The organism is Mesorhizobium sp. B2-3-7, from assembly GCF_006442695.1.
In the GTDB taxonomy this organism is placed as follows: Bacteria; Pseudomonadota; Alphaproteobacteria; order Rhizobiales; family Rhizobiaceae; genus Mesorhizobium.
On sequence record NZ_VFVV01000001.1, the window covers coordinates 184,648 to 197,616 of the forward strand.

The 12,969-nt window shown below is 65.1% G+C and carries 8 protein-coding genes; 5 read left to right on the forward strand and 3 right to left on the reverse strand.

From position 1 onward, the window contains the following. The first annotated feature begins 232 nt into the window (after positions 1-232). Together FJ940_RS00910 and purH are read left to right on the forward strand one after the other, a co-directional pair. Complete coding sequence (locus FJ940_RS00910; RefSeq protein WP_140518222.1) at positions 233-1,957, forward strand: heparinase II/III family protein; 1,725 nt, start codon at positions 233-235, stop codon at positions 1,955-1,957. Between the two features lie 90 nt (positions 1,958-2,047). Further along, positions 2,048-3,664, forward strand: a complete 1,617-nt coding sequence (purH, locus tag FJ940_RS00915; RefSeq protein WP_140492888.1) for a bifunctional phosphoribosylaminoimidazolecarboxamide formyltransferase/IMP cyclohydrolase — start codon at positions 2,048-2,050, stop codon at positions 3,662-3,664. Between the two features lie 40 nt (positions 3,665-3,704). On the opposite strand, the gene FJ940_RS00920 is transcribed toward purH, so the two are convergent. Both FJ940_RS00920 and FJ940_RS00925 read right to left on the reverse strand, forming a co-directional pair. Next, positions 3,705-5,081 (reverse strand): MFS transporter, encoded by a 1,377-nt coding sequence (locus FJ940_RS00920; protein WP_140518061.1) that lies wholly within the window; start codon positions 5,079-5,081, stop codon positions 3,705-3,707. Between the two features lie 231 nt (positions 5,082-5,312). After that, complete coding sequence (locus tag FJ940_RS00925) at positions 5,313-10,145, reverse strand: NAD-glutamate dehydrogenase (RefSeq protein ID WP_140654885.1); 4,833 nt, start codon at positions 10,143-10,145, stop codon at positions 5,313-5,315. A 135-nt stretch (positions 10,146-10,280) separates the two neighbouring features. Between FJ940_RS00925 and FJ940_RS00930 the strand changes: the two genes are divergently transcribed. Both FJ940_RS00930 and FJ940_RS00935 read left to right on the forward strand, forming a co-directional pair. Then, positions 10,281-10,844, forward strand: a complete 564-nt coding sequence (locus FJ940_RS00930) for a peroxidase-related enzyme (protein ID WP_140654888.1) — start codon at positions 10,281-10,283, stop codon at positions 10,842-10,844. Positions 10,845-10,970: 126 nt separating this feature from the next. Next, positions 10,971-11,294 carry a YciI family protein gene (locus FJ940_RS00935; RefSeq protein ID WP_140492873.1) on the forward strand — a complete coding sequence of 108 codons (324 nt, stop codon included), beginning with the start codon at positions 10,971-10,973 and terminating at the stop codon, positions 11,292-11,294. Between the two features lie 3 nt (positions 11,295-11,297). Here the strand turns inward: FJ940_RS00935 and FJ940_RS00940 are convergent, their stop codons facing one another. After that, the gene (locus tag FJ940_RS00940) at positions 11,298-11,912 is read right to left on the reverse strand and encodes a LysE family translocator (protein WP_140654890.1); all 615 of its coding nucleotides are present in this window, start codon (positions 11,910-11,912) and stop codon (positions 11,298-11,300) included. Between the two features lie 383 nt (positions 11,913-12,295). On the opposite strand from FJ940_RS00940, the gene FJ940_RS00945 reads away from it, so the two are divergent. Beyond that, positions 12,296-12,922 carry a DUF1062 domain-containing protein gene (locus tag FJ940_RS00945; protein WP_140654893.1) on the forward strand — a complete coding sequence of 209 codons (627 nt, stop codon included), beginning with the start codon at positions 12,296-12,298 and terminating at the stop codon, positions 12,920-12,922. Positions 12,923-12,969: the final 47 nt, after the last annotated feature.

Consider the following 12,969-nt stretch of genomic DNA (forward strand, 5'->3'; position numbering starts at 1 on the left):
TGCGTGACGATTCTCCGTCCGGAATTGCGTGGAACAAGGATCTGGAGCGGAGTATGGATGCCCATCGGGCGCTGAACCGCTCAGGGGTTTAAGCATAGGAAGTTGCTGACTTTTTTGGGGAGCATCCGCGGCCAAGCCAGGCGCAGCGTCACCGCTCGCGGGAATTCGCCTTCGCATGAATCGTTGAATCAGATAAGCTTGCCCTTGGGATAGAGGACGATCAGGAGGGGTTTTGGCACTTGCTGCCGGCAACACGACGCGTCTGTGGGCGCTTGTCGCGAAGGAGTTTTGGCGCAAAACGCGCCGGCGCCTGCGTGCCGGACCGGTTTATCGCTGGCGCTATTCCGGCCGCACGCCCGAACGGGTGCTGATCGCGCCGCCGGACCTGCGGCTGGCCGACCCGCAGATCGCGCTTGAGATCTACTATGGCCGCTATCCCTTGTCGGGACATATGGTCGAGACCGGCGGCAAGTCGCCCTTCCAGATCAGCGTTCCCAATTACGGCTGGCAGAAGACGCTGCATGGCTTTCGCTGGCTGCGTCACATGCGCGCCGCCGGCACCGAGCTTGCCGCCGCCAATGCGCGTGCGCTGGTGTCCGACTGGATCGCCACGCATGGAAACAACATTTCCGGCATTGCCTGGGAGCCCGGCACGGCCGCCAAGCGCATTATCGCCTGGCTGCAGCATTCCTCGATCGTGCTGCAAGGCGCTGAATTCCCGTTCTACCGCGCCTTCCTGAAATCGCTGGCCGTCCAGATCCGCTACCTCAGGTCGATGGCGCGCGAAATGCCTGACGGCAAGGACAGGCTGCGCGCCCGCATCGCCCTCGCCTTCGCCGCCCTGTCGCTGCCGGCGCCCGCATCGGCGCTGCGCGGCGCCACCCGCAACCTCGCCGAGGAACTGGACCGCCAGATCCTTCCTGATGGCGGCCACATCTCGCGCAACCCAATGGCGGTGCTGGAAATCCTCGCCGACCTTTTGCCGCTGCGGCAGACCTACGCCAACCAGGCGGAAGCGCCGCCACAGGCCCTGATCGGCGCCATCGACAGGATGCTGCCGGCGCTGCGCTTCTTCCGCCACCAGGACGGCAGCCTCGCCCGCTTCAACGGCATGGGCGCCACCATCCATGACCGCATCGCCAGCATCCTGCGCCACGACGACACCGCCGGCTCGCCGCTGCTGCATGCACCGCATTCGGGCTATGAGCGGCTGTCCATGGGTGGCGTCACCGTCATCGCCGACACCGGCCTGCCGCCGCCCGTCCACGTCTCCAATGCCGCCCATGCCAGCTGCCTTGCGTTCGAGCTGTCGTCGGGCCGCCAGCATTACATCGTCAATGCCGGCATCGACACCTATGGCGCCGCCGAATTCCGGCCCCTGGCCCGCGCCACCGCCGCGCATTCGACCGCCACCATCAACGACACCTCGTCGGCGCGGTTCAGCCATTCGCTGCGCATCAACGATCTTCTGGGGTCGCCTTTGATCGGCGGCCCGCAGCATGTGCAGTGCAAGCGTATCGACCAGAAGGGCGTTCAAGGCTTCATCGCCCGCCATGACGGCTATATCCAGCGCTTCGGTTTCCTGCACGAGCGCGAGCTGAAACTGTCCTCGAACGGCAATGTGCTGACCGGCAGGGACCGCTTCCAGCGTCCTGGAGGTGCGGCGATCCGCAACAATGGCCGCGATTTCGTCACCGTGCGCTTCCACGTCCATCCCGACATCAACCTTTTGCAGGACGAGCATGACCGCCTGGTGCTGACCGCCGAGCAGGCCGACAGCTGGGTGTTCACCTGCACCGAGATGGTGCCGGAGGTCGAGGAATCGATCTACTTCGCCGGTCTCGGCGGCCCGCGTCGAAGCCGGCAGATCGTGCTTGCCTTCAAGCCGTCCGACATCGCCGAAGTCCACTGGCAGCTCACCCGCACCTCTATCGCCGGCTATCCCGAAAACAACTGACCGCGCCTGCGCTGACCGAGCTTGCGCCTTGATTTCCTGATCTCATATGATACGGCGCGGGCCTGCCCCTCCAGCCGTGAAAGCACGCCCATGGCCGTCGCCGCCAAGAACATTCCCGCTCCCGACCTCGTTCCCGTGCGTCGTGCGCTGCTCTCCGTCTTCGACAAGACCGGCCTCATCGATCTCGCCAGGGCGCTCGCCGCTTCCGGCGTCGAGCTGGTGTCGACCGGCGGCACGGCAAAAGCGATCGCCGATGCGGGCCTGGCGGTCCGCGACGTCTCCGAGCTCACCGGCTTTCCCGAGATCATGGATGGCCGCGTCAAGACCCTGCACCCGTCGGTGCATGGCGCCCTGCTCGGCGTTCGCGATGATCCCGATCACGCCGCGGCGATGCACAAATATGGCATCGAGCCGATCGACCTGGTCGTCTGCAATCTCTATCCGTTCGAGGAAGTCCGCCGCTCCGGCGCCGACTACGCGGCGATCGTCGAGAACATCGACATTGGCGGCCCGGCGATGATCCGCGCCTCGGCCAAGAACCACGCCTATGTCGCCATCGTCACCGACCCCGGCGACTATGCCTCCGTGCTCAATGCGCTGGAGATGAATATCGGCTCGCTTTCGCTGGATTTCCGCAAGAAGCTCGCGGCCAAGGCTTTTGCCCGCACCGCCAGCTATGACGCGGCAATCTCGGGCTGGTTCGCCGAGGCGCTGGAGATCGAGCACCCGACCTGGCGCGCCTTCGGCGGCAGGCTGGAAACCGTGATGCGCTATGGCGAGAACCCGCACCAGGGCGCCGGCTTCTATGTCAATGGCGACAAGCGGCCGGGCGTGGCCACGGCGCGCCAGCTCCAGGGCAAACAGCTTTCCTACAACAACATCAACGATACCGACGCCGCCTTCGAGCTGGCCGGCGAGTTCGACCCGGCGCGCTCGGCCGCCGTCGCCATCATCAAGCATGCCAACCCGTGCGGCGTCGCCGAGGGTTCGACGCTGAAGGCCGCCTACGCCAGGGCACTGGCCTGCGATCCGGTCTCGGCCTATGGCGGCATTGTCGCTGTGAATCGCATCCTGGACGCCGAGGCGGCCGAAGAGATCGTGAAGACCTTCACCGAGGTCATTATCGCGCCCGGCGCCACCGACGAGGCGGCAGCGATCGTGGCCGCGAAGAAGAACCTGCGCCTGCTGGTCGCGGGCGGCCTGCCGGATCCGCGCGCGATCGGCACAACCGTCAAATCCGTCGCCGGCGGCCTGCTGGTGCAGGGCAGGGACAACGCCGTCGTCGACGACCTCGAGCTGAAGGTGGTGACGAAACGGGCGCCGACGCCGGCCGAACTGGCCGACCTGAAATTCGCCTTCCGCGTCGCCAAGCACGTCAAGTCGAACGCCATCGTCTACGCAAGGGACAGCGCCACGGTAGGCATCGGCGCCGGGCAGATGAGCCGCGTCGATTCCTCGCGCATCGCTGCCCGCAAGGCACTCGACGCTGCGGAAGCGGCGGGCTGGGCCGAGCCGCTGACCAAAGGCTCTGTCGTCGCCTCCGACGCCTTCTTCCCCTTCGCCGACGGCCTGCTGTCGGCCATCGAGGCCGGCGCCACCGCCGTCATCCAGCCCGGCGGCTCGATGCGCGACGACGATGTGGTTGCCGCTGCGGATGAACACGGTATTGCGATGGTGTTCACCGGCGTGAGACACTTCAGGCATTGAGCACTTCTTCCCTTCTCCCCTTGCGGGAGAAGGAAGAGTGCTACTCCGCCGCCCGGTCCGCCGGATACGGCGTCCTGATCAGGATCGCCATGCCTATGGCCAGGAACAGGATGATAACCGCCATGCCGAGCCGCGCCGAATCGCTCACCGCCGTGATGGTCGCCACCAGGAACGGCGCCAGGAAACTGGTCGCGCGCCCGGCCAGCGCATAGATGCCGAAATAGCGGCCGGATTCCGACGCCGTGACGCTGCGCGCCATATAGGACCGCGATGACGCCTGCACCGGCCCGAAGGCGAGCCCGATCAGCAATCCATAGAGGATGTAGGCCTTTTCCGCGGCGGTGCCGAACAGGCCCCCGGAATCGGTGGTCGAGAGCTGGATAAGCCCGAGCAGCGTGAAGCCGGGGCCGGTCGAGACGACGCCGATGGTGGCGACCGAAAGCATGACCAGCGCGATCATCACCACCGCCTTGGAGCCGAGCGCGGTGTCGAGCCGCGCAGCGATCCAGCAGCCGAAGATGGCGACGACGTTGAGGATGATGCCGAACATGCCGATCTCGGTGATCGACCACTGGAACATGCCGGCCGCGAAGGTGCCGCCGAGCGCCAGCAGCGCATTGACGCCGTCCTGATAGATCATGCGGGCGACGAGGAAGCGGAAGATGCCGCCGCGCCTGCGCACCTCGACCAAGGTCGACTTCAGCTCCGACAGGCCTTCGCGCACCGCAGGCTTGATCGGGATGCCTTTGATGGCATCGGGAGTGAAGAGGAACATCGGCAGGATGAACAGGAAATACCAGCCGGCCGACAGCGGCCCGGTGGCGCGGGCATCCTCGCCGAGCTTCGGGTCCAGCCCGAACAGCGGGTCGAGGCCGATGATGGTCTTGCCGGTCTCCTGCGATCCGGCCAGGAACAGCACGACGAAGATCAGCGCGATCATACCGCCGAGATAGCCAAGCCCCCAGGCCATGTTGGAGATGCGGCCGATCTCGCTCTTCGGCACCAGGCGCGGCATCATGGAATCGTTGAAGACGGTGGAGAATTCAGCCGCCACCGAGGCCAGCGAGAACAATGCCACGATCAGGAACAGGTTCGAGCCGGGCGCGGCGAGCCACAGCAGCGCCAGGCTGGCGATCTTGATCGCCGCGAAGAAGGCGATCCACGGCTTGCGCGGCCCGGTCTGGTCGGCGATCGAACCGAGGATCGGCGATAGCACGGCGATGACCAGTCCGGCCGCGGCGATGCCGTAGCCCCAGACGGCCTGGCCGGTGGTCGGATCGCTGGCCATGCGCGAAACGAAATAGGGGCCGAAGATGAAGGTGGTGACGACCGTGAAGAAGGGCTGCGCCGCCCAGTCGAACAACATCCACCCCCAGATGCCGCGCCCGGACGCCCGCTGCACTGCTACTTCGGCCATGTCCCCTCCGGTCGCCTTCGTTTCGTTGGCGGTTCACCCATGTCTGCATGTTTTCCGCGGGTCATGCAAACGAACACGCGCCGCGCCGCCGTTCTTTGGCCTACCCGCCTTCATTCAGATCAACGGAGCAAGGGCGCCACCCCTATGCCCCTTGTGCGACGGTCGGACCGAAGGTCCGGGTGAGGGCCGGCGCCGCCTCCCCGCCTAGGCGAGGGTAAGTCAGGCGATGGCTCACATCCCCGTCAGATCGCTCATCAGGCCCGATGCCACCGACAGCCGCGACACGGTGATGTCGCCGCCCTCGGTCAGCGCCTGCAGCCGTTCGCGGGTGCGGCCGATCCTCTCCCCGCCGGCCTCCAGCCACGCCGCCACCGGGTCGGCTGCCCCGGCGTGGTTCACGAGTGCCGCCACCGCGATGCCGCGCCGCGCGGTCCCGATCGTGTCGGTGGCGCGCGACAGGGCGAGCTGGTCGTAATAGTCCGCCGGTGTGATGGAGCGGGCCGCCTCCTCGACGCGCGGAATACGGAAGGCGTCGCTGACCGCGAAGAAGGCCTTCGCCGCGGCGACGATGTCGGCGCCTGCCGTTCGCGCCGTCAGCGCGATGTCGGGGATCAGCTCCGCCACATCGGCCAGCGCCAGTTGCGCTGCCAGCCTGTCCGGCGCCCCGGCCTTGAACAGTCCATGCCGCTTCTCGTCGATCCGTTCGCGCGAATAATCGGGGAGCAGCGAAACGAGTTTCGGCTCCAGCGCCTTGCGGGCCTCCTGCAATTCGGCGATGCGCTGGGCAAGCGGCGCCGTGCCGGCGTCGTTCTTCAAGTACCAGCCGCTGGTCACGTAGATCAGCCGGCTGACCGCCTGGTAGAGATCGAGCTGCATCTGGCCGTCGATCTGATTGTCGAGCGCGTCGATCTCGCGGTAAAGCGCCGGCAAGGCAAAGCCGTCGCGCACCACGGCGAAGGTGCGCACCACGTCGGCGGCGGTGCGCCCCGTCGCTTCCCGCAACCGGTTGACGAAGGAGGGACCGCCGCGGTTGACCAGCTCATTGGCGACGACGCGGGCGATGATCTCGCGGCGCAGGCGATGGCCGTGTATCTCGGCGGCATATTTCTTCGCCATCCGGTCGGGGAAATAGCCCATCAGGTCGCGGTCGAAATGCGGCTCGTCAGGCACGTCGCTTGCGACGATGTCGGAAAACAGCACGATCTTGGCATAGGCGAGCAGCACGCCGAGCTCGGCCCTGGTCAGCGGCTCGTCGCGCGTCTCGCGCTCGGCAAGGGCCGCCGGCGAGGGCAGCGTCTCGACCGTGCGGTCGAGCAGGCCGCGTGCTTCCAGCGCCGACATGAAGCGGGCCTGGTGGGCGATGTCGGCGAGGCCGCGCTTGCGGGCGATGGAGAGCGCCAGCGTCTGCTGGTAGTTGTTGGACAGGACCAGCTCGCCGACCTCGCCGGTCATCTCGGCGAGAAGCTTGTCGCGCGCAGGCCGGGTCAACGACCCTTTGCGCATGGCGGACGCCAGCGCGATCTTGATATTGACCTCGACGTCGGAACAGTTGACCCCGCCCGAATTGTCGATGGCGTCGGAATTGCAACGCCCGCCATTCATGCCGAATTCGATGCGCGCGCGCTGCGTCACCCCGAGATTGGCCCCCTCGCCGATCACCTTGGCGCGCACGTCGAGCGCGGTGATGCGGACGGCGTCGTTGGCGCGATCACCGACCTCGGCGTTGGTCTCGGTCGAGGCCCGCAAATACGTGCCGATGCCGCCGAACCACAAGAGGTCGACGGGCGCCTTGAGGATGGCGCTCATGATCTCGACCGGCGTGGCGGTCGTCTTGTTGAGGCCGATCGCAGCAGCAGCAGCGGCCGGCAAGGTGATCGATTTCTGGCCGCGCGAGACGATGACGCCGCCCTCGGAGAGCTTGCTCTTGTCGTAGTCCTGCCAGCTCGAACGGGGAAGAGCGAACATGCGCTGGCGCTCGGCCATCGATGCCGCCATGTCGGGATCGGGATCGATGAAGATGTCGCGGTGGTCGAAGGCTGCGATCAGCCTTGTCTTCGGTGACAACAGCATGCCGTTGCCGAACACGTCGCCCGACATGTCGCCCACCCCGACGACGGAGAAGGGCGTGGTCTGGATGTCGCGGTTCATCTCGCGGAAATGCCGCTTGACCGCCTCCCACGCGCCCTTGGCGGTGATGCCCATCTTCTTATGGTCGTACCCGGCCGAACCGCCGCTGGCGAAGGCATCGTCAAGCCAGAAGCCATGGCTTTCACTGATGGCGTTGGCGGTGTCCGAGAAAGTTGCCGTGCCCTTGTCGGCGGCAACGACGAAATAGGGATCGTCCTGGTCGCGCCTGATAACGCCGGCCGGCGGGATGACGCCGTCGAGGCCGATATTGTCGGTGATCGACAAAAGGCTGGAAACGAAGTTCTTGTAGGCCGAGGTGCCGGCTTCGAAGATGGCGTCGCGGCCGGCGCTCATCGGCAGCTTCTTCGGATAGAACCCGCCCTTGGCGCCGACCGGCACGATGACCGCGTTCTTGACCTGCTGTGCCTTGACCAGGCCGAGCACCTCGGTGCGGTAATCCTGGGCGCGGTCCGACCAGCGCAGGCCGCCGCGCGCCACCGGACCGAAGCGCAGATGCACGCCCTCGACCTCAGAGCCGTAGACGAAGATTTCCCGCCACGGTCGCGGCTCGGGCAACCCGTCGACCGAACGCGAATCGAGTTTGATCGCCAGCGACTGGCCCTTGGCTTTCGTATCGGCAACGAAATGATTGGTGCGCAGCGAGGCTTCGATGAGATTGAGGTAGCGGCGGATGATGGCGTCGTCGTCGATGTTGGGAACGTCTTCCAGCGCGTCCTTGATCTTGGCCTTGAGATGCTTTGCCGCCACCACGCCTTCCGTCTCGGCTGTCGGGCCGAGCCGGGCGATGAACAGCGCGTGCAGGCCGCGTGCGATCTCGGGATAGCGGTTGAGGGCCGCGGCGATGAAATCCTGGCTCTGCGGAATGCCGGCCTGCTGCAAATAGCGACCATAGGCGCGCAGGATGGTGATTTCACCCGACCACAGGCCTGCGGTCTGGGCAAGGCCGTTGTAGCCGTCATTGTCGACGTCGCCGCGCCACACCGAGAGGAACGCGTCCTCGAACAGCGCGCCGCCATTGCTGAGGTCGATCGGCTTTCCGTAGCTGTTCTCCAGCTCCATGTCGTGGATGAAGACGGTGCCGGGCTGATCACTATTGATCATGCCGGGCTGGCCGCTATTCCCGGCTTTGTCGTCGCCGACCTCGAAGGTGCGCTCGCTGATGACGCGGAAACCGATATTTTCCAGCACCGGCACGCGCCGCGACAGCGCCACCGGGCTGCCATGGTGATAGATTTTCAGCGCCGCCTGGTGCGGCTTCTGCTCGGCATGGCGATAGTAATCGATGGCGATCGGATTGCTGGCGCTGATCTTGGCGATACGCCCGGCATCGACCAGCGCCACACCGGCGCTGAAGGAGTCCCGGTAGCTTTCCGGAAATCGTGCCGCGATCCTCTTCAGCGCCGGGTCGCTGCCGCTGGTTTCCGCCGCCTCGGAAAGGGCGTCCTCCCAGGTGCGCACGATGTCGCGGATCGCCGCCTCGATCGTCGCCTGTTCGACCTTCGGCGTCTTGCCGCCGGAGCGGCCGATGATGAAATGCACGCGCGCCAGCCCGCCTTCCGGGAAGGCCGGGTAGTAGGCCGACAGCCGGCCTTCGAACACCGTCTTGAGGTAGGTGCCGACCTTCTCGCGCACGACGCTGTCGTAACGGTCGCGCGGCACGAAGACGAGGATGGAGACGAAGCGGTCGAACTGGTCGGCACGCACCAGTGCCCGCACGCGCGGCCTCTCGACGAGGCCCAGAATGGCCGCGGCATGCTTCCTCAGGATCGGCACCGGCACCTGGAACAGCTCGTCGCGCGGATAGCTCTCCAGCACGTTGATCAGCGCCTTGCCGGAGTGGTCGTGCCGGTCGAAACCGGATTTGGCGATGACGGTTTCGGCCTTCGACCTGAGATAGGGGATCTTCATCACCGAGCGCGTGTAGGCGGTCGACGTGAACAGGCCGACAATGCGCAGTTCGCCCGCCAGAGCGCCCTTGGCGGTGTAGGTCTTGATGCCGATATAATCGAGATAGATGCGCCGGTGCACGGAAGACTTGGCATTGGCCTTGGTGACGATCAGCGGCTCCGGCCCATGCAGGAAGGCTCGAATCTCCGGCGTTGTCGTCACCGCTTCGGTGCCGCGCCGCAGCACCAGCACGTCCAGGTCGGACAATATGCCCAGGCCAGGCTTGTCGGCACGCTCCAGCGTGCCGCTTTCCTCGCCGCCGACATATGTGAATTCGCGCATGCCGAGGAAAGTGAAATTGTCGTCGCGCAGCCACTCCAGGAAGGCGATCGCCTCGGCCACGCTCTTCTTGTCCAGGGGTACCGCCGAATAGCGGAATTCCGAGATCGCCTGGTCGAGGCGGGCCAGCATCGGCTTCCAGTCGCTGACGGCTGAATGGACCTGGCCGAGTATCTTGCGCAGCCGCTCGGCCAAGCCGTTCGCCTGCTCCGGGGTCAGCCGAGGAATATGGACGTGAATGACGCTCAGCCGGTCGTGGCTGCCGTCGTCCCTGGCGAAATTGCCGTCGCCGAGAATTTCCTCGACGCCGTCCTTGCCATGGCGGACGGTGATGACGGGGTGCGTGACCAGGGTCGGCTCGCCGGCACTCTCGGTGATCTCGCCGAGTATGGAATCGAACAGGAAAGGCATATTGTCGTTGACGACGGTGACGATCGTGACGGGTCGGCCCTCGCGAACGACGCCGGTATCGGTATCGACGGCGACGGCGCACGCGCCCTTCTTGTGACCGGCGACCGCGCGGCCGGCGAGATCCGCGGCGCGTTCGAGGTCCGCCACCTCATAGGCGGCAATGTCTTCCGCCGGCGCGCGGGCGAGCAGGTAGTCGGCAAGCCTGGCCGGCCTTTCCTGCGTCTTCGGCATCGCCGTGGCTTTCTTCTTCGACCTGCTCGCCGATTTCACGCTGGCCATGACGCTTCTTTCCTCCCGTCGTATGCTTTTGCGGACTATGTAGCAGATGACCGCTATTTGGCGACAAAGGTTTGACGGCGTGCCAAGAATTATCGCAATTCGGCGGCAGCCGGCGACAAACGAGGAGGAATGCCCATGACCGACAAGATCACCGCGCTCGATCTCGCCGCCGCTGAGCTGAGCGATGCCACCAGGACCTATTTCGCCAAATGCGAGGAGAAGCTCGGCCTGATCCCCAACGTGTTGCGCGCCTATGCCTTCGACGACAAGAAGCTGCGTGCCTTCACCGACATGTACAATGATCTGATGCTGGGTGATTCAGGCCTGTCGAAGCTGGAGCGCGAGATGATCGCGGTCGCTGTCTCCTCCATCAACCATTGCTACTACTGCTTGACGGCGCATGGCGCCGCCGTGCGGCAGCTGTCGGGCGACCCTTCGCTCGGCGAGATGATGGTAATGAATTTCCGCGCCGCCGATCTTTCATCGAAGCAGCTCGCGATGCTGGAATTCGCGGTCAAGCTGACAGAGGAGCCGGCCAAGATCGTCGAAGCCGACCGCGCGGCCCTGCGTATGGCCGGCTTCACCGATCGCGACATTTGGGACATCGCCTCCACGGCCGCCTTCTTCAACATGTCGAACCGGGTGGCGGCGGCAATCGATATGCGCCCGAACTCCGAGTACCACGCCATGGCAAGGTGACGAGCAGGCTACCTGCTCATATATTAGCCACCTCTCATTCTCATTGCTTGTTTGCCGGTTTGGTCCGATGATCGCCGGGCGGCATGACCGCATGCCGGTTCGATGCCGCCGACAAGGGAGGAGAACATGGCGAAATTTCTCTATGTCTATCACGGCTCCGGCAAGATGCCGACCGAGGAGGCCGAACGCAAAGCGGCGATGGATGCCTGGAACGGCTGGTACGGCAAGCTCGGCTCGGCCGTGGTCGACGGCGGCAATCCGGTCGGCATGTCGAAGACGGTGCTGCCCGACGGCAAGGTCGAGAACAATGGCGGCAGCAACCCGACCGCCGGCTACACGATCGTGGAAGCCAGGGACATCGACGATGCCGTCGCCAAGGCCAGGGATTGCCCGATCCTGATGAACCCGGCCTTCAGCGTCGAGATCGCGCCGATCGTCGAAATGATGTGACGGTCACGAGCGCGCCGCGATCGCCGCGGCTGCACCGGCCATGGTGGTGGCGCTGACGCGGTTGGCAATTCTCATGGCGCGCTTGCTCTTCAGGAGCTTGCGCGCCTGGGCGGCGGCCAGCACCCAGGCAAGGTCGATGATAACAAGCACCACCGCCATGGTCGCCGTCAGCTCGATCCAGCCAACCACCGTCACCGAAGCAAGGTCGATGATGGTCGGCAGCAAGGCCAGGTAGAACATCATGATCTTGGGGTTGCCGAGCGTCACGGCCATGCCGGCGAAGAACAGTTTGCCGGGCGAGTCCTCGCGCGGCATCTCGCCTTCATTCGCTTCGACAGGCGCGGTCCACATCTTCCAGGCGAGGTAAGCGAGATAGGCGACGCCGACCCATTTGACGATGACGAAAGCGAAATGGAAAGTCTGCGCCACCACCGCCAGCCCGAACACGGCCAGCGACAGCCAGATGCCCTCGCCGATCCACATGGCGAGCAGGAACGGGAACACGTCGCGAAACCCCTTGGCGATGACGCGGGCGACGAGTGCCGCGATCGAAGGACCCGGCGAACCGGCGGCCACGAAGAGCGCGCCGGCGAAGATCAGGAGCGAGGTGAGATGCATGGTGAGGATCTCGGCTTGAAAACCTTCAATGCCAGACAATAGCGCAAGCGATCGAGTTTCGGTAGCATCAACATGCTTGCCGGCCCGGCATCTCGCGGCTAGATAGATCGCCGCGAAACAATTTCGAGCTTCACTTTGCCTACGTAACCGCCGGTCTCGTCAACTCCCCCGACACAATGCATGGCGCCGCCACAACGGTGCCTTTTTCCATTTCATGTGTTCCTCTGGGCGGCGGTTCGAGACCGGTTTGGCACTGCTGAACCGCTGTCGCATGCGCCGCGACGCCTGATCCCAAGAACCGCAGCCTACCGCCACGCCGTGCCCGCCTGGGCATCTCGACATTGCCGACCTGATGAACTTCCCGACGGGAAGGGCTTATCGGCATGTCTTCCGCCTTGCGCATCCGCTGGACGATCGCGCCTCAAACCGCACCACGTCCCCTGATCACCTGCAATCGCTGCGGCGGCGTCAAAGCCTATCGCAGCAGCGGAAAGTTCCGCGTCAACGCCAACGGCAAGCGCATTGACGTCTGGCTGATCTATCGTTGTATCAACTGCGACAATTCCTGGAATTTCGGCATTTTCGAGCGCCGCAACCGCCGCGAAATCGAGCCGGCGCTGCTGCGGGCGCTGGAGAGCAACGATGCAGCACTTGCCCGGCGCCATGCATTCGATGTGACCGCACTGCGCGGCCAGGTGGGGCGTGTCGAGGAGTTTCCCGACGTCGACGTGCACAAGACGGCGCTTGGCGGGACAAGCGAAGCTGCAAGCGTGCTGGAGCTCCGGCTCGGGCTCGAAATGCCGATATCGCTGCGACTCGATCGTTTGCTCGCCAACGAACTCGGCATCTCACGGTCGCGGCTTCAGGCCCTGGAAGAGAAACGCCTGTTGGTTGTCGATTGCGACGGGGCCAAGGCTTTGCGCAAGCCGGCACGCGACGGGACGACGGTCCGCGTCGACCTGGCCGGCGAACCCGACCGGCAGGCCATCATATCTGCCGCCAGGGGATGAACGGCAGAGGGGCGAAGCACCTGGTGCTCCGCCCCTCCCGGATACGA